This is a genomic window from Geotalea toluenoxydans JCM 15764, assembly GCF_001311985.1.
Lineage (GTDB): Bacteria > Desulfobacterota > Desulfuromonadia > Geobacterales > Geobacteraceae > Geotalea > Geotalea toluenoxydans.
On record NZ_BBCJ01000025.1, the window covers coordinates 53,842 to 69,380 of the forward strand.

General features: G+C 56.3%; 21 protein-coding genes and 1 pseudogene. 20 read left to right on the forward strand and 2 right to left on the reverse strand.

Annotation, left to right across the window (positions count from 1 at the left end):
• The first annotated feature begins 18 nt into the window (after positions 1-18).
• Entirely contained in the window at positions 19-426 is a 408-nt protein-coding gene (locus JCM15764_RS15535; RefSeq protein WP_054697342.1) for a hypothetical protein, read from the forward strand.
• A gap of 16 nt (positions 427-442) precedes the next feature.
• On the opposite strand, the gene JCM15764_RS15540 is transcribed toward JCM15764_RS15535, so the two are convergent.
• Entirely contained in the window at positions 443-856 is a 414-nt protein-coding gene (locus JCM15764_RS15540; RefSeq protein WP_243689156.1) for a hypothetical protein, read from the reverse strand.
• Here JCM15764_RS15540 and JCM15764_RS15545 point away from each other — a divergent pair.
• The 10 genes and pseudogenes from JCM15764_RS15545 (at position 794) to JCM15764_RS15585 (ending at position 9,776) form a co-directional block, all read left to right on the forward strand.
• Complete coding sequence (locus JCM15764_RS15545; protein ID WP_243689157.1) at positions 794-1,729, forward strand: hypothetical protein; 936 nt, start codon at positions 794-796, stop codon at positions 1,727-1,729. The two genes, JCM15764_RS15540 and JCM15764_RS15545, sit on opposite strands and share 63 nt — an antisense overlap.
• Positions 1,730-1,786: 57 nt before the next feature.
• Positions 1,787-2,791: a YCF48-related protein gene (locus tag JCM15764_RS15550; RefSeq protein WP_054697351.1), complete on the forward strand. Its 1,005-nt coding sequence runs from the start codon at positions 1,787-1,789 to the stop codon at positions 2,789-2,791.
• A gap of 22 nt (positions 2,792-2,813) precedes the next feature.
• A complete protein-coding gene (locus JCM15764_RS15555) occupies positions 2,814-4,259 on the forward strand; it encodes an outer membrane lipoprotein-sorting protein (protein WP_054697353.1) in 1,446 nt (481 codons plus the stop codon).
• A gap of 68 nt (positions 4,260-4,327) precedes the next feature.
• Positions 4,328-5,833 (forward strand): nitrogenase component 1, encoded by a 1,506-nt coding sequence (locus JCM15764_RS15560; RefSeq protein ID WP_243689158.1) that lies wholly within the window; start codon positions 4,328-4,330, stop codon positions 5,831-5,833.
• A gap of 222 nt (positions 5,834-6,055) precedes the next feature.
• A complete protein-coding gene (locus JCM15764_RS24355) occupies positions 6,056-6,301 on the forward strand; it encodes a hypothetical protein (RefSeq protein ID WP_243689159.1) in 246 nt (81 codons plus the stop codon).
• Positions 6,229-7,427 (forward strand): annotated as a pseudogene (locus JCM15764_RS15565) (nitrogenase component 1). The gene JCM15764_RS24355 and the pseudogene JCM15764_RS15565 overlap by 73 nt, the downstream one beginning before the upstream one ends.
• Positions 7,428-7,455: 28 nt before the next feature.
• Positions 7,456-7,839 carry a NifB/NifX family molybdenum-iron cluster-binding protein gene (locus JCM15764_RS15570; RefSeq protein WP_054697361.1) on the forward strand — a complete coding sequence of 128 codons (384 nt, stop codon included), beginning with the start codon at positions 7,456-7,458 and terminating at the stop codon, positions 7,837-7,839.
• Between the two features lie 79 nt (positions 7,840-7,918).
• On the forward strand, positions 7,919-8,341 hold the full coding sequence (locus JCM15764_RS15575; protein WP_054697364.1) for a DUF1761 domain-containing protein: 423 nt from the start codon (positions 7,919-7,921) through the stop codon (positions 8,339-8,341).
• Positions 8,342-8,379: 38 nt separating this feature from the next.
• Complete coding sequence (locus JCM15764_RS15580; protein WP_243689160.1) at positions 8,380-9,420, forward strand: ABC transporter substrate-binding protein; 1,041 nt, start codon at positions 8,380-8,382, stop codon at positions 9,418-9,420.
• A 41-nt stretch (positions 9,421-9,461) separates the two neighbouring features.
• The gene (locus tag JCM15764_RS15585; RefSeq protein WP_054697367.1) at positions 9,462-9,776 is read left to right on the forward strand and encodes a carboxymuconolactone decarboxylase family protein; all 315 of its coding nucleotides are present in this window, start codon (positions 9,462-9,464) and stop codon (positions 9,774-9,776) included.
• Between the two features lie 182 nt (positions 9,777-9,958).
• Here JCM15764_RS15585 and JCM15764_RS15590 read toward each other — a convergent pair whose 3' ends face one another.
• The gene (locus JCM15764_RS15590; protein WP_054697369.1) at positions 9,959-10,411 is read right to left on the reverse strand and encodes a hypothetical protein; all 453 of its coding nucleotides are present in this window, start codon (positions 10,409-10,411) and stop codon (positions 9,959-9,961) included.
• Between the two features lie 321 nt (positions 10,412-10,732).
• On the opposite strand from JCM15764_RS15590, the gene JCM15764_RS27040 reads away from it, so the two are divergent.
• The 9 genes from JCM15764_RS27040 to JCM15764_RS15625 all read left to right on the forward strand — a co-directional run.
• The gene (locus tag JCM15764_RS27040) at positions 10,733-10,984 is read left to right on the forward strand and encodes an energy-coupling factor ABC transporter permease (RefSeq protein ID WP_279384487.1); all 252 of its coding nucleotides are present in this window, start codon (positions 10,733-10,735) and stop codon (positions 10,982-10,984) included.
• Positions 10,933-11,307, forward strand: a complete 375-nt coding sequence (locus JCM15764_RS27045) for an energy-coupling factor ABC transporter permease (protein ID WP_279384488.1) — start codon at positions 10,933-10,935, stop codon at positions 11,305-11,307. Before JCM15764_RS27040 ends, JCM15764_RS27045 begins: the two co-directional genes overlap by 52 nt.
• Positions 11,301-11,756, forward strand: coding sequence for a PDGLE domain-containing protein (locus JCM15764_RS27050; protein WP_279384489.1), 456 nt, complete (start codon positions 11,301-11,303; stop codon positions 11,754-11,756). The genes JCM15764_RS27045 and JCM15764_RS27050 overlap by 7 nt, the downstream gene beginning before the upstream one ends.
• A 211-nt stretch (positions 11,757-11,967) precedes the next feature.
• Entirely contained in the window at positions 11,968-12,630 is a 663-nt protein-coding gene (gene cbiQ / locus JCM15764_RS15600) for a cobalt ECF transporter T component CbiQ (protein ID WP_243689161.1), read from the forward strand.
• On the forward strand, positions 12,627-13,412 hold the full coding sequence (locus tag JCM15764_RS15605; protein ID WP_054697372.1) for an energy-coupling factor ABC transporter ATP-binding protein: 786 nt from the start codon (positions 12,627-12,629) through the stop codon (positions 13,410-13,412). Before cbiQ ends, JCM15764_RS15605 begins: the two co-directional genes overlap by 4 nt.
• A gap of 3 nt (positions 13,413-13,415) precedes the next feature.
• Entirely contained in the window at positions 13,416-13,901 is a 486-nt protein-coding gene (locus tag JCM15764_RS30640; RefSeq protein WP_054697376.1) for a heavy metal-binding domain-containing protein, read from the forward strand.
• Entirely contained in the window at positions 13,901-14,392 is a 492-nt protein-coding gene (locus tag JCM15764_RS30645) for an efflux RND transporter periplasmic adaptor subunit (protein ID WP_054697379.1), read from the forward strand. The genes JCM15764_RS30640 and JCM15764_RS30645 overlap by 1 nt, the downstream gene beginning before the upstream one ends.
• Positions 14,283-14,702: an efflux RND transporter periplasmic adaptor subunit gene (locus JCM15764_RS30105; protein ID WP_500778432.1), complete on the forward strand. Its 420-nt coding sequence runs from the start codon at positions 14,283-14,285 to the stop codon at positions 14,700-14,702. The genes JCM15764_RS30645 and JCM15764_RS30105 overlap by 110 nt, the downstream gene beginning before the upstream one ends.
• Positions 14,699-15,539 (forward strand): efflux RND transporter permease subunit (locus JCM15764_RS15625; RefSeq protein WP_243689162.1); only part of this gene is annotated, 841 nt, incomplete at its 3' end. The genes JCM15764_RS30105 and JCM15764_RS15625, both read left to right, overlap by 4 nt.

Below are 15,539 nucleotides of genomic sequence, written 5' to 3' on the forward strand. Positions count from 1 at the left end.
AAAGAAGGAGAGTACGGTATGAATTTCAAACTGAAGAAGCTGGTCCCCTTGCTGGCATTGCTGGTGCTGGTGTCGAGCAGCATTAACGCCTGGTCCGCGGACGATAATGCGTCCGGGCAGGAAGCCATCGCTAACACCACCTCCACTGCCGAAACAACTGCGCCTGAAAATGTCGCCGGTGAAAGTGGCGCAATTGCCTCTACCGCTTCCACTTCTGAAACAACTGCGCCAGAAAATGCCGCCGGTGAAAATGACACCGTCGCTGCCACCGCTTCGGAACCGGGCAATGTCACGGATGCGGGGGCAGTGGAGACACTGCAGGAGCCATTCGACCCGTTCAATGTGATCGTGTACAAGCCACTCTGCTCTTACCTCCGCAATTGGCGATTTCAACCCCATCGGGAAGCACGTCTCTGCTCCCCTTGAGGAGTCAGTCCCGGGGCTACGCGTAAAGGGTTTCATCAACAGCATAACCCAGATCAACACTACCTCCACCGATCACAATACGGGCCTTGGGGGAAGAAACAAGGACTGGAGGCTGCAGAAGCAAGAATTCCGTACCCAGCTCGAACTCAAATACCAGGCAAATGAGAACATCGAGTTCGTCAACGTTAACAATTTCCAGTATGACGGCGCCTACGACTTTCAGGACAGCGACGGCCTCTACACCGATGGTTCCTCCAACCAGAAATACTATTCCCAGTTCAAACGGATCGTTCGCGAGGCCTATGTCCGCGGTAACTATGGAAACGTCAACTTCACCCTTGGCAAGCAGATCGTCAACTGGGGCAAGATGGATGGTAAGGTCATCGATTTCGTCAATGCCGCCGACGGCCGTGACGTTGTGGATTTCCATATCGGCGATTATGAATGGCGGGCCATCGGCCAATGGATGGCAAACGTATCGTTGCGACCAACCGAGAACATAACTACCACCTTTCTGTGGAACCCTGATTTCCAACCCAATGTGGGGCCTGCGGGTGGGTCGCCGTGGTGGTTTCCTTTCGCTCCATCGCCCGTTTCCAGTGCCCAGCGCCCTCCCGAGAGAAACCCTTCCGGTTTTGACCGGCTCGCGGATAGCGAAGGCGGGGTGCGAGTGGATACGACCATCGGCGCCTTGTCCTTGAGCGGAATTTATTACAACGGATTTGATCGTGACGCGGTTTTCAACACATCAGACAACACTCTCCACCACACCCGCCTCAACCGCTATGGCTACGCCCTCGACTACGGAACCAGTATCTTCGGGCAGCGGCTGATCATCCGCTCAGAAGCACTCTATTCCCATGGTAAGGCATTCGGTACTTCGGATACTTCCGCACCTGGCGGGATCGTAAAGAAAGACCAGCTCAAACTTGCCGTCGCCTTCGAGACCTCCGTGGGCTCGGACGAAAACAAGGTCGACATCCTTTATCAGCCGATCTGGACCCGTCAGCTGGGATGGGATAGTCGCACCGGCGCCAAACTCAACGACGTCCTCCATGTTGTAAACCTGAGCCATTCCGTGCGCAAGACGAACGACAAGCTGGATCTGAGCACTACCGGGTACATTTCGGGGGGATCGGGCTATGACGGCCTCAGCTACAACGTCTCGGCAGGATGGAAATTCAATGATTACCTCAAGGCAACGCTGGCCTATAACGATTTCATTGGCAAAGACGACGATATCCCCTGGGGTGCATACAGGAAATGGAAGAACGTGACGCTGGACGTCAAGTACGAGTTCTAAAAGAAAGCAACCCTGTGCACAAATGGAAATCGGACCAACAAAAGAAGGAGATGCGACATGAAGATCGCAGATGTTGAAATGAAGACCCATCAGTTGAGGAAACCCGGTGCCCTTATCCACAGAATGGGAATTTCTTTGGTGGTGCTGACAGCCGTCTCCATGCTTTTCGCCTGCTCAGGGAAAGGGGGGGAGAAGGTCAGCGCGTCGACATGGAAAACTTATCAACTGCCCTTTAACCATGTGGTCTTCGATCTGAAGCAGACAGGAGAGAAGGATGGGTGGGCGGTTGGAGAGAGAGGGCTTATACTTCGGTTCGACGGCACGAAATGGGAGCAGGTCGAATCTCCGGTGGCTGTTCCCCTCTTTGCCCTTGCCTTCCCTGAATCGGACCGCAGATGGGCAGTCGGGGCCGATGGGACGATTCTGGAAGGTAATAGGGATGGTTGGAAGGAGGTTCAAAAGCCGGACAAGTGGCACCTCATGTCGGTTGCTTTCCCATCGCCGGCAGACGGATGGGCTGTCGGAGAGAGAGGTTCCATTGTTCACTATGACGGCAAGGAATGGAAAAAGGTTGAATCACCGAAAAAAGTGGCACTGAACCGAGTCGTATTCAACACCCCCAACGATGGATGGGCCGTGGGCAATCAGGGGGTGATCCTTCATTACGACGGCAAGGGATGGAAGGAGATTTCATCTTCCACTGACCGGACGCTGTACGGAATAGCATTTCGGAACCCGGATGACGCCTGGGCAGTGGGAGAAAAGGGTACGATTCTTCATTATGACGGCAAGTCCTGGTCGAAAGCCGAAAGCCCGGTCGAACGAACCTTCCTCAACGTGGCTGTTTCCAATGTAAAGGAAGGCTACATCGTCGGGCGTGGCGGAGAACTGCTTTCCCTGCATGAAGGCAAGTGGACACAGGGCACAGACTCCCTAACTAGAAAGACCCTGTATGCCATTGATGTCCCACCGGACGGGAAACCGTGGTTGGTGCAACCACCCGCGATATCTTCAAGAAACAACTTTAAGCTTTATCTGCTGCAATCATGCGGAAATTCATAAACCGTAGCGAAAGGAGAAAGAAATGAAGAATCAGAAAATGAAGGGCGTGGTCGCGCTTGCCACCTTGGCTGCTATTGCAGCCACAGACCTTTCGGTCGTGGCCCGGTTCGGTATCGCCAAGGAAAATGTTGATTGGAGCAAGGTAGCATGGACGCCGGCAAAATCTACTTCACCCTGGAAAGAGTGGAACTGGAACCCGAAGAAGGAAGGGCGGTCCTGGAAATATGTGGAGGAACTGTCGCAGGCAGAAAAGGATTACTGGCAGATCGACGGGCGCTGGTCCCACGAGATCCCGAGGGACAAGGAGTATCCCAAATTGCCGGAGGAGAGATATCCGTTCAAGGCCCCATACAGTGGGGAGGAACTTAGCGCTCTTGGGGAAGCAGGGGGCGGGGGCACCGTTATGTGCGGCCTGCAGTCCCATAGTGGATACCACATTTCCCGGACCAAAGACCGAAACGGAGTTATCAGCAAATCGGACACGATCTGCAATACGATCAGGCACTACAAGACCTTCGCCGAACAACTCTACAAGTTCAAGCCTGGGCAGGAGACCGGCGCCTACCTCGTTGTCGTGGCCAATCCGCCCGAGTCCGCAGGCACCGTCTCGCTTTCGAAATTCTACAAGGATGGACCAGGTGTTTCCAAGCTTGAAGACCGTTGGGCATATCTGCCGTCGTTACGGCGTGTTCGCAGGATCTCCGGCGCCAGCGGCTCGGACTATATCCCCGGCTCGGTCGCTACCTATGATGACGTATTCCTTCGCGATTTCTGGAAATACGACTCGAAAGTCATCGGTGTGGACATTCTTTATCAGGCCGTTAACAGCAAAAAGCCTTACGGACCCATTGCGGGGCCATATCGCGCCGATGGCGGCATAGAGACCTATGTGGTTTTAAACAAACCTGTAAAGAATGGGTACTATCTCAGCCATTGGATCAGCTGGCATGAGAAAAAAACCGGTCATATCATTCGTCAAGAACAGTGGGACCGCAAGGGTAACTTTAAGAAGGTTTCGGAAAAAGGTCTTTCCGGTCAGGTCTTATACTTTAACAAACTCATCTACCCTTGGTCGGAAGGGGTCAAGGGCGGGCTGACCGAGAACGGCGCCGAACGACGGGCGATTCTGCATGGCGGAGGACCTGAGCAGGTATGGGACGTGGAGCAGGACGTGCAAGTATACAGCATTCCCGATACGCCGGACAAAAAGATCTCCTATGAGAAGTTCGGCAACCTGGATGCCTATGCCGGCAAGGAGACATGGAAACAGCTGTTCCAGCCACAAAGGATAGAGAATCCATTCGTGAAGCCGGTACCTGTGGTGAAATTCGAGGCAAAGGATTTTCCTCCCACCCCGCCTCTCTATCGAGAGAAGTTTTCCAAGTTCCGCAAGATCTCGCTTCCTGCCGAGATATTGCAAAAGATCAAGAAGGATGAACAGAGCAAGCGGGGACTTTTTAAATCTTAAGACACAAACAAATGAGAAGACGGGCCATTGGGACTCCACTGGCCCGTCTTCCTTGGGGGATATTATAAATGCATGATAATTTGAGTGAGCTGCCCATAACGGATGATACACCCATAAACCTTAAGGAAAACACTTGCCCGACCCGTGAACAACGATTGTCGGTCGCCATAAACGCCTATTACGGTACCATGAGCGATCTGGTCAAGGGGACTCGTGAAAAGAGCCTGGTTCAGCCGGATCGCTGTTTCGAACAGTCTGGGAACTGCCTTCTGGCGCTCAATGCCCAACGGCTCATCAGTATTCGCGATTCTGTGCTCCTGTTTCACTCACCCATAGGGTGTGCCGCAGGCCAGCACAGCAGTCACGAACTCTTTCAGCATATTCCCATCGAGCAGGGGCGGCCTGCCGACCTGGGTTTTTTCCATGCGGTCAGCACCAATCTGACTGACAGCGATGTGGTTTTCGGCGGCGGCGAGAAGCTGGTTGCCGCCCTCAAGGAGGCCGACCGGCGCTATTCGCCCCGGGCCATTTTTGTCGTCACCTCCTGTGCCTCCGGTATCATTGGCGACGACCTGGAAGGGGCTGTCAATGAGGCCCAGCCGCACGTCAAGGCAAAGATCGTCCCCTGTCACACCGAAGGGTTCCGTTCCCGTGTCACCCAGACCGGCTACGATGCCTTCTGGCACGGGGTTCTCAAGTATCTGGTGCGGAAGGACCTGCCGAGAGAGAAGGATCTGGTGAACGTTACCAACATGTTCTCCTACACCTGGATGGATAAGATCGAAATAAACCGGCTCCTCACCAAGCTGGGGCTCAGGGTCAATTTCATACCCGAATTCGCCTCGGTGGAAGATCTGGAGCGGATGGGGGCTGCAGCGGTGACCGCGCCGATCTGCCCGACATTCGCCGACTATCTGATGCGGGGGCTGGATGAGCACTTCGGTGTTCCCTATTTCAACGACGTAATCCCCTTCGGCATCAAAAAGACCGACGAGTGGCTCCGCAGGATTGCCAGCTATACGGGCAAGGAGAAGGAGGTGGAGGAGCTCATCAAGGAGGAGCACGCCACCTACATCCCGAAGGTGGACAAAATCAGGCAGGGGTTGGAGGATATCCGCAAGCGGATGGTGGCAAAAGGAACCAAGAAGGAGGGGGAGAAGCTGACCGCCATCGGTGCGGTCGGCCAGGGCCGCGTCATCGGGCATGCCGTATTCCTGGAAGAGCTGGGTTTGGAAGTCGCAGCTGCTTGCGCCATTGATTACGACTCCCTCATCGCCGATTCCTTTGATTCCCTGGTCAAGGAGGTGGGTGATTTCATCGTTCTCGTCTCCACTTTCCAGGCTGCTGACTACGCAAATCTCTTTGCCAGGCTCAAGCCGGACCTTTCCCTCCAGGCCCCCTTCAAGGGTGGCGTAATCAAGACCGCCCACACCATCGGAACCATCCATTGGCTCAGGGGCCACAATCATCCTTCACAGGTTCAGGCCGGTTATGCCGCGCCGTCGGATACGGGGATATGTCCTGCGGAGCTTCCAGAACACTGCACTGACCAAGCTGCTTGCCGACTTCGATGACTCCCCCTACAAGGATTGGTGGTACAAAGCCGATCCGCTGCATTATGTGAAGGGAAGGGACGAGATCTTCAAGTCCAACCCTCTAACAATACCGGATGATCCGGATCACGGTCATGAACATGATGATCACCGTCATCACGACCACGGCCACACCCACAGCCATGGTCATGATCATGCTCACGGTCACAAGGATTAAAAGAATATAAAGGAGATGTAAATCAAATGACTGCGACAAATGTACTGAAATTTACCGATGAAGACGAGCGCATTGCCGCTCTTGATCCCAGGGACCGTCCCTTGCAGGAGACACCTCGCCATACGTGCGCCTTGGGCGGCGCGTTTGTGGCAGCTACCGCCGTGTCAGGGGTAATGCCGATCCTCCATTCGGGAGGGGGGTGCGGCTGGTCCAATTTCTTCGGCTTTATCGGCGCCAGCGGCGGCGGCAGATCGGCGACGGCGGCGCATTGACGACCCCCTGTTCGACCCTGCTCGAAAAGCATGTGGTCTTCGGCGGTGAGGAAAAGCTGCGCGACCAGATTGCCTCGACCATGGAACTTATGAACGGGGACCTTTTCGTCACGGTGTCGGGTTGTATCCCGGCCCTGATCGGTGACGATGTTGAAGGGGTAGTCTCCGAATTCAGGAAGCCGGAATACCCCCCATCATCAACGTCAAATCATCGGGATTCAACGGGACCTCCTACGATGGCTACGACCTGTTCCTGGATGCGGTAATCGACCAGTATCTGGAAGAGCGCCCGGTCCGGAAAGGATTGGTAAACATCCTCGGTATCCAGCCCTGTCAGCACATATTCTGGAAGGGAGATCTTGATCTTTTCAAGGCCAATCTGGATGCCATCGGTCTGGAGACCAACCAGATCTTCGGCGGCAGATACGGTGTCGAAGGGCTGAAGGATATTCCGGCCGCCCAATTGAACATTGTCCTCAGTCCCTGGCAGGGTTTGAAAGCCGCGGAAAAACTCAAGGAAAAATACGGCACTCCCTATATCGTCTATCCTGGGTTGCCCATGGGCCCCAAGGAAATGACCCGCTTCCTGCGTACGGTGGCCGAATATCTGGATGTGGAGCAAGAGCGCCTGGATAAATGGATCAAGAAGCAGACAGAGATTGCCTACGACGACTTCAATCTGATTGCCACGGCGCTCTATACCGGGTTTTGCAATGTTCACTTCGCGGTCGTCGCAGAATCTAATATGGCCATCGGGTTGGTCAGGTACCTGACCAACGAATGCGGCCTGCTTCCCAGTGTGGTGGTCGTGACCGACAATCCACCTGCAGAAGTGCGTGACCTCATCACCGACAGGCTTACCAATGGATTAGAGGGCATAATCGTTCCCGACGTCTTCTTCGAAAACGATACCTACCTGATCCACAAGCGGTTGACGAACTACACCTTCATGCTCCTTTTCGCCAGTTCCATGGAGAAGTACGCCGCCGCCAAGTACATGGCCGGCCATCACACGATTTCGTTTCCCGCTTTCGACCGGGTTATCCTCAAGCGCACCTATGCCGGGTTTGGTGGGGGCAATATCCTGCTGGAAGACCTGTTCAGCAAATTCGCCAGGCCGTTCTGATGCGTCTCGAAAAGATGGAGATCCGATCATGAGCTGGGTGCGGGTTGCCGTCGCCTCGACGGATGGAATAGCAATCGACCAGTCACTACAGGAGGTCTCCTCCTTCAGCATTTATGATGTAGCTGTGGAGGGCCCCCGGTTCATGGAAACACGCAAGGCAACCGGAGTCTCTGCTTTGCCCGGCCCTGGCGGGGAGCCAACCAGCCTGTCGATGGATGAATTTCTGGATATCATCTCCGATTGCTCACTCCTGGTTGTTAGGTCTCTGGGAGTTGAAGCCGGGGGGAAGATGCAGATCGGTTGGCTGACCGTCTATGAGGCAGATATGCAGGTTGAAAAGGCGCTGAAGAGGTTTTCCAGCAGTCCCCTGATCAAAAACATGTTTGGGAATAAAGCAGACCCAACCGACTGATCGGGGCTATGAACCGGGCAAGTCAATTTTGCCGATGACTCAGGTCCGGCGATCTTTTCGGTATGGGGTGGAGCATTTCATGAACGATATATTGATGGTCATTCAAACTATGGTGTTTGCTGTTCATTGGCTGCCCGTTATTGTCGTGACGGCGCTGTCGCTTGTCGTCGCGGCCATATGGCATTTACCCTTTCTGTTCGGGAACACCTGGAAAAGGGAAGTCAATCCGGCAGGGGCCGAACGAAAGATCAACAAGCCCATTGTTTTAGGCGTTTCGGGTATATTGCACTTCATCGCCTTCACCAATGTGAGCCTTGTTGTCGCTGGTCAAGGATGGAGGTCAGGTTTGCTGACTGCGTTGATGATCAGCCTTGTCTGGATCGTTACCGCTTTGGGAGCTATTTACTTCCTCGCCGGACGTTCCTTGCGTCTCTTCGCAATAGATGCAGGGCTATATGTGGTCGTATTCTCTCTTGCTGGACTGGTGCTGGGGGCGTGGTAAAGCATTGGGCTTGCGGAGCAAAGAAGGAGGGTTAAAACATGCCGGGATTCATGAATAAAGCCATCAGGATTGTAGCAATTACCATTGCCCTGTCGTCAGTTGCGAGCTTGCTGGGGGCATGCAAGAAAGAAACTAAAGGGGCAACCGTCGGCGATGGGCTGTTCCCGATCAAAGCCATCACCAGGAAAGACTGTTCACTTGCACCCTGGCTGGTGACCGAAAAGCTCGGTTACTTTGCACAGGAGGGAATCAGGATTGTCTACACCGGTGAAACACAGCCCGCTCTGGTCCTCCCTTCTGTCTTGAAGGGGGATAACGACGTGGCCGGCGACCACCCCAATGCACTGGCAGTGGCCAAAGCCGGAGGGGCGAAGATCACCGGTGTTATGCGCAACGGCATAGACCCTGCTCCAGACCTTAATCCGGAACTGCGCCACATGTTCTGGTACGTAAATCCTGAGAAATATCCCGATGTCAAATCCTTTGCGGATTTGAAGAAGTTGCCGGGCAAACTCAAGTTCTCCACCATCACCAACAATATCTGTTCGGACTTCCTGGCCAACAGGATCGCCGATAAATACGGTATTCCGAGGGATAAATTCGAATGGGTGACGATGCCTGACGTTCAGGCGATCCAGGCACTGAAGCAGGGGTTGGTGGACGTGGCCGGTGTACATCCACCCTTCTACAAGCCAATGGCAATTTCAGGGGCGCGCAAAATTTCGGATTCACTGGAAACAGGCCTGGGTCCCGCCGCAGGCGCTAGTTTTACCTACTTTCGGGATGATTTCATAGAGAAACACCCGGATGTGGTCCGCGGTTTCATACGGGCCATGGGCCGGGGAGGGGCATGGATCAACGACCATCCCGAAATGGCCGCCAAATGGACTTCGGAGGCGATTGGGGTGCCAGTGACCGGCAACCATTATTACTCACCCAGAAATGACATCCTGGAGAGCGAGATTGAGCCATGGATTCAAGACCTGGAGGAGCATAAGGTGATCCCTCGCGGCAAGGTCAAGCCCTCTGACCTGGTGTCTCACCAGTTCGAGACACATGAAGTTTACTCGTGGAAATAACAGGCTGATAAATCATTTCATTACTGAAAGGAGACTATTCAATGGCATTGGAAGAAAAAGTTCGTGAGCTCATCGCAGTAGGCGCGTCTATTGCCGCCAACAACCCTCCGGAGGTGAAATATCATATCAGTCGTGCCCGTGAGTTTGGGGCCGACGATGGGGCACTCAACGATGCAGTCGATATCGGGAAGCAGGTGCGCCGCGGTGCCGCATCAAAGACAGACGCCTTTGCCTTGAGCCTGGCAACGACCCCGGTACAACGGGAGAGGGGCGGCTGCCGCAAAGGTGGTGGCGGACGCGGAAATGGCCAGGGAGACGGCTGCGGATGCAATGGGCAGAAATCGGAACAGGAGTAGCTGCCGGTTCAGCTAAAGGCGCATCAATGGTACGTGGGGCGAGTACCCTGTAACACTTATTCTTTCGCTGCTAACCCCTCTAAGTCTCCCCTTATTCAAAGGGGAGACTTCAAGGCTTCCCCCTTAGGTAAGGGGGGACTGAGGGGGGGGAGATGTAGATGTTACAAGGCACTAGTCCATTCTCAGCTTTTCGAATCTCCCTCCGGCGTTATCATGACTCGTCCATAGGTCCACGACCAGTACCTTTCAGCATAGTCAGGGAGGTGATAGCGATATTCCAGCCTGATGTTTCTGGCGTTCATGGCCAGAGTGCCGGGAAGCGTCAGGTTGAATTGTTGCGACTGGTCAAGGGCGAGGCTGGCGGGACCGATGGAAACTGCCTCATTTCCTGACGGCTTGCCGTTTTCATCGAGAACAACCGCAAAGAGCTGTAGCTGATAAATCTTGTGGTGGAGGTTGTTCCTGGCTAACCCCTTGATGGCGAGGTTGCCGGGCGCCTGCTTGATTTCCACGGAAAACGACACATCACGACGCTGATCTCCTGCCACGGTGGACGCCGTGGCGATGTTTGGTGTAAATACGGCAAATGCAGGGATCATGATAAAAAGTGTGGTGAGAATATTTTTCCAGTTCATGGCACCATCTCCTTTCGTTTATTTTACTCCTTTGAAGCCCAGTCTATCCCCCATTCGCCTCAAGTCAATATCCTTAAGTGCATATAACCCCTTAATTTTATTTAAATTATCTATTGATCAACTAGACAAATAGTCTTCTGAACATTAAAAAAATTCTGTTGACCGGAAGGAATGGTTTCTGTATAAAAGAATAAAAGCTATAGATTAAGTAGTCTAATTGCTGACCAGACAACTGGAAGCCAAAGGTAGTGGACATCTTTGGCCTTTTTGTTTTTTGACGAAAAGCGAAAACAATTTTCCCGGGAGTAAATGAGTATGCATATGGCTGATGCTTTGGTCTCACCCGCAGTGGGTGGGACAACATGGCTGGTAGCGGCAGGAGCCATAGCCCATGGGGCTCGCAGGCTGGGTAGAGATGCTGACGAGCGAATCGTACCACTCATGGGGGCACTGGGAGCCTTTGTGTTTACGGTGCAGATGATAAACTTTTCCATTCCCGAACCGGTTCCAGTGGGCACTTGGTGGGTGGGGTTCTCCTTGCGGTACTCCTGGGGCCTCACGCCGCGTTTCTAGCCATTGCGTCCATCCTGGTAGTGCAGGCCCTTGTTTTTGCAGACGGCGGCCTTTTGTCCCTTGGCTGTAATATTCTCAATCTGGGATTTATCCCGTCTTACCTGGCGTATCCCTTCATCTATAAAAGCATCGCTTGCGGCTTTCCAGGACGGAGCAGGATTGCACTTGCGGCTGTTGCAGCCGCCGTGTTCAGCCTCGTGCTGGGGGCACTGGCTGTGGTAATGGAAACCACCTTCTCCGGCCTGTCTGCCCTGCCGTTCCTTCCCTTCCTCGCTCTGATGCTCCCGGTCCATCTGGCCATCGGCGTCGTCGAAGGATGGTGACGGCCGCACTGCTCTCCTGGCTTTTGCAGGCTCGCCCCGACCTGGTGCGATCCCATCCTCTCCACGAATCCTTAGGCCCGAGGATCGCGCGCAGGCTCGTGGCGACCATGCTCTGCGCCACGTTCCTCATCGGCGGGGTCCTGGTCCGCTATGGGTCTGAAAGTCCCGACGGTCTGGAATGGTCAGTGGCCAGGCTTGTGGGGTATAACGGTCTGCAGGGGCAGGACGGGAGGGTGCACCGGGCTTTTGCCCTGGTCCAGGGGAAAAGCGCCCTTTTTCCCGGATATGCCGCCGGCAACCGGCAGGCCACGGGGCAGGGACGCGGAGGGAAGGCTGATACGGAGAGTGGAGGAGGGGATGGGGCGGCAGGAATTGTCGGAGGCGCCATAACCCTCATCGCCCTCCTTTCAGTCGGTCTGATCTTGAACCGAAGCAGGTGCGCCAGGTAACCGTTCCGCGGGGCCGCAGAGGCCTCGACACTTATGGGGAGAATAACAGCCATGGGCACCATGTTGCGCCTGGAAAAACACTTTGCCGACCTGAAACAACTGGATCAGCTGGCGTGCCATGACTCACCGGTCCATCGCCTCGACCCGCGGGCCAAGCTGATCACCGTGCTCGTCTTTCTGGTCTGCCTGCTCTCTTTTCGACCGGTACGAAGTGGCGGCGCTGCTCCCGTACCTGTTCTTCCCGCTTGCGATTGCTGCCCGGGGAAATGTTTCCCTGGCCCACATTTACCCACGGCTCCTGTTGTTTCTGCCCTTTGCCCTGCTGGCGGGGGGGCTCAATCCGCTTTTTGACCGCCAGGTGATCGTCACCATCGGCGCCGTTCCCATCTCCGGCGGATGGCTGTCCTGCATCTCCATTCTCCTGCGGTTCGTTTTGACCTTGGGGGTGGCGCTGCTGCTCATTGCCACAACCGGCTTCAACGATATCTGCGCTTCACTGGAGCGACTGGGCATGCCGCGCCCCTTTGCCGTGCAGCTCCTCTTCCTCTACCGGTACATTTTCGTCCTGGGGGAGGAAGGGCTGAGGATGGTGCGGGCATGGGAACTACGGGCATTGCATGGCGGTAACATGAAGGTGAAAGTATTCGGGTCGCTGGTGGGACACCTGTTGCTGCGGACCTTCGACCGTGCCCGGCGGATTCACCTGGCCATGCTTTCCCGGGGGTTCCATGGAGGGTTTCACGTGCACAAGCGGCAGGAATTCGGTCGGCGGGAGGCGGGATACGCGGCGGGGTGGTCTCTTTTCTTCGTCGCATGCCGCCTCTGGAATCTTCCCTCTCTTGTGGGGAGCATCATTACAGGAGGGCTGCCGTGAGCCATCATCTTGTGGAAGTGGCGGAGCTCGTTCACCACTATCCGGACGGCACGCCGGCACTGCGCGGCATATCCTTCCGCATCAGCCACGGGGAGTCGGTGGCGGTGGTCGGCGCAAACGGCGCCGGAAAATCGACGCTGCTCCTCCACCTCAACGGCTATCTGGCTCCCACCTCGGGAGCTGTGCGCATCGGCGACTTTCCCTTGAATGACCAGACGGTGCGTGAAATCCGCCGTACCGTGGGGATGGTCTTCCAGGACCCGGACGACCAGCTCTTCATGCCCACGGTATACGATGACGTGGCCTTCGGCCCGCGGAACCTGGGTTTTCCGGACGACGAGGTGGATCGGCGGGTGACTGCTGCCCTGGAGAAGGTGGGAGCCGGGCACCTGAAGGGGAAGCCCCCCTATCACCTCTCGGGCGGCGAAAAGAGGCGGGCCGCAATCGCCACGGTACTTTCCATGGAGCCGGCCATACTCGTCATGGATGAGCCGACCACCGGGCTCGACCCCTTTGCCCGGCGGCAACTGATCTCTCTGGTGCGAGAATTCCAACATACGCGGATCATCGTCACCCATGACCTGGATCTGGTCGCCAGCCTCTGCGAGCGGGTCATCGTCCTCAAGGAGGGGATGATAGCGGCGGACGGCCCGACCGGCGACATATTTCAGGACGGCGAACTGCTCGCTTCCTGCCGTCTCGAACCACCCTTGTCCATGCAGGGCTGTCCACGTTGCGGCGGAAAAGGCCTGCAACCGGTGCTGAACGAAAAGAGGAATTGATCTTTGAAGAAAGTATCCAAAATAAAGCTGGGCGTTGCCTTGATTGCCCTTTTGATCATCGGCGGAATCGCAGTGCACCTGGTTCTTAAACCTGCAGCAAAGGGGGCTCCCCATGCCGGCAAGGAAAAAGCGAAAGCCGCAGCGGCAGTCACCTACCTGTGTCCCATGCATCCCTTTGTCACGGCGCCCCGCCCCTCTACCTGCCCCATCTGCGCCATGAACCTGGTTCTCAAGGAGAACACCGGGGAAAAGGCTGCCGGTGCGGAGAAAATGCCGGGTGGCGTGACCCTGAGCGCTCAGCAGAAGATATTGGCAAATGTGGCGACCGCCGTGGTCGCCCGGCGGGAGTTTTCCACCGAGACCCTGGCGGCGGGGCGGGTGTCTTGGGACGAACGGCGCCTGAACAGGATCTCCTCGCGGCTACAGGGGAGGGTGGAGCGGCTCCATGTTAATTTCACCGGCGCCCCCGTCAGAGTCGGAGCGCCTTAATGGACATTTATTCCTCCGATCTGGTATCGGCCCAACGGGAGTACCTCCTTGCCCTGGACGGCGCAGAGCAGGCCAAGGAGAGCTCCCTTTCCGAGTCGCGGGGGATGATGGAGGGGCTGCGCGACGCCGCCCGTTCGCGCCTGAAGATCTGGGGGATGACGGACCGGCAGATTGCCGAGCTGGAGCTGAGCCGTCAGCCGAAAAAGGTCGTGACTATCCAGTCGCCGGTTGCGGGAGTTGTCATGGAACGGCTCGTAACGGCAGGCCAGTATGTGAACGAGGGTACGCCGCTCTTTTTCGTCGGCTCCCTCACAAGCGTCTGGGTCTACGCGGAGCTCTACGAACGACCTGGGGAGGATCGAAACCGGCGCAGTTGCCCAGGTGACCACCGAAGCGTTTCCCGGCAAGGTTTTTTCCGGGCGGGTGGCCTTCGTCGACCCGGCGGTCAACCCGGAGACGCGCACCTTGAAGGTCCGCGTCGACCTGGATAACCGTGGCGGCCTGTTGAAGCCGGAGATGTTCGTCAAGGTGAAGCTCAAGGGGCGCAGGATCACCAAACCGGCGGTCCCCGAGGAAGCGGTGATCTTCAGTGGCGAGCGTTCCATGGTCTGGGTGGAGAGCGGCCCAGGCTCGTTTCTTCCCAGGTACGTGACCCTGGGGCGGCGGGGAGACGGTTACTATGAAGTGATCTCAGGCCTTGCCGAGGGCGAAGCCGTGGCAGCATCGGGGGGCTTCCTTATCGACGGAGAGAGCCGGCTCCATGGCCCGGAGGCAGGCGCCGGGCAGGAGAGGCATCAATGATAAACGGCGTCATCTCTGCCTGCCTGAGGAACCGTTCCCTTACCCTTCTGTGCGCGCTGCTGCTCCTGGTCTTCGGCTGCCTGGCCCTCTGGCGTACCCCGGTAGACGCCATTCCCGACCTGACCGACAACCAGTTGATCGTCTACACCATGTGGGAAGGGCGTTCGCCGAAAACCATCGAGGACCAGGTCACCTATCCCCTGACGAACAGCCTCCGGGGGATGCCCCACGTCCAGTCGGTGCGGTCTTCGACCATGTTCGGCGCCTCCATGATCTACCTCATCTTCGAAGACGGTGTCGATCTCAACGGGGCGCGTCCCCTTGTTCTCGAAAGGCTCTCCCGGATGACCAGCCGCCTGCCGAAGGGGGCCACGCCGGTTCTGGGTCCGGACGGTACCGGCGTAGGTCATGTCTACTGGTACGTGCTGAAGAGCGCCCGGCACAACCTGGCCGAGCTGAGGGCAATCCAGGACTGGTCCCTGCGGAGCTCACTGGAAACCGTGCCGGGTGTGGCGGAAACGGCCTCAGTCGGCGGGTTCGTCAAGCAGTACCAGATCGACCTGGACCCGATGAAACTTTTCGCCTACAAGGTGCCGGTGCAGGCGGTCGTCCGGGCGGTATCCCAGTCCAACAGCGATGTGGGCGGGGATGTGGTCGAAAAGAACGCGGCGGAATTCCAGGTCAGAGGCTCGGGATATCTGCGAGGCAAGGAGGACATCGAGAATATCGTCGTTGCCACATCCCTTTCTGGGGTGCCGGTCTTTGTCAGGAACCTGGGGGTTGTCCAGGTGGGGGGCGGGGCAGCCGGCGCGGCTTGCTGGATGAGAACGGCGAGGG

Bases quoted from the DNA above. Each gene is read 5' to 3' on its own strand.
- JCM15764_RS15560 (WP_243689158.1), top strand. From the start codon at position 4,328: ATGCATGATAATTTGAGTGAGCTGCCCATAACGGATGATACACCCATA.
- JCM15764_RS15570 (WP_054697361.1), top strand. From the start codon at position 7,456: ATGAGCTGGGTGCGGGTTGCCGTCGCCTCGACGGATGGAATAGCAATC.
- JCM15764_RS15555 (WP_054697353.1), top strand. From the start codon at position 2,814: ATGAAGAATCAGAAAATGAAGGGCGTGGTCGCGCTTGCCACCTTGGCT.
- JCM15764_RS27040 (WP_279384487.1), top strand. From the start codon at position 10,733: ATGGCTGATGCTTTGGTCTCACCCGCAGTGGGTGGGACAACATGGCTG.
- JCM15764_RS30645 (WP_054697379.1), top strand. From the start codon at position 13,901: ATGGACATTTATTCCTCCGATCTGGTATCGGCCCAACGGGAGTACCTC.
- JCM15764_RS15590 (WP_054697369.1), bottom strand. From the start codon at position 10,411: ATGAACTGGAAAAATATTCTCACCACACTTTTTATCATGATCCCTGCA.
- JCM15764_RS15580 (WP_243689160.1), top strand. From the start codon at position 8,380: ATGCCGGGATTCATGAATAAAGCCATCAGGATTGTAGCAATTACCATT.
- JCM15764_RS15575 (WP_054697364.1), top strand. From the start codon at position 7,919: ATGAACGATATATTGATGGTCATTCAAACTATGGTGTTTGCTGTTCAT.
- JCM15764_RS24355 (WP_243689159.1), top strand. From the start codon at position 6,056: ATGACTGCGACAAATGTACTGAAATTTACCGATGAAGACGAGCGCATT.
- JCM15764_RS15535 (WP_054697342.1), top strand. From the start codon at position 19: ATGAATTTCAAACTGAAGAAGCTGGTCCCCTTGCTGGCATTGCTGGTG.
- JCM15764_RS15550 (WP_054697351.1), top strand. From the start codon at position 1,787: ATGAAGATCGCAGATGTTGAAATGAAGACCCATCAGTTGAGGAAACCC.
- JCM15764_RS15540 (WP_243689156.1), bottom strand. From the start codon at position 856: ATGGAAATCCACAACGTCACGGCCGTCGGCGGCATTGACGAAATCGAT.
- JCM15764_RS15545 (WP_243689157.1), top strand. From the start codon at position 794: ATGGATGGTAAGGTCATCGATTTCGTCAATGCCGCCGACGGCCGTGAC.
- JCM15764_RS27050 (WP_279384489.1), top strand. From the start codon at position 11,301: ATGGTGACGGCCGCACTGCTCTCCTGGCTTTTGCAGGCTCGCCCCGAC.
- JCM15764_RS15585 (WP_054697367.1), top strand. From the start codon at position 9,462: ATGGCATTGGAAGAAAAAGTTCGTGAGCTCATCGCAGTAGGCGCGTCT.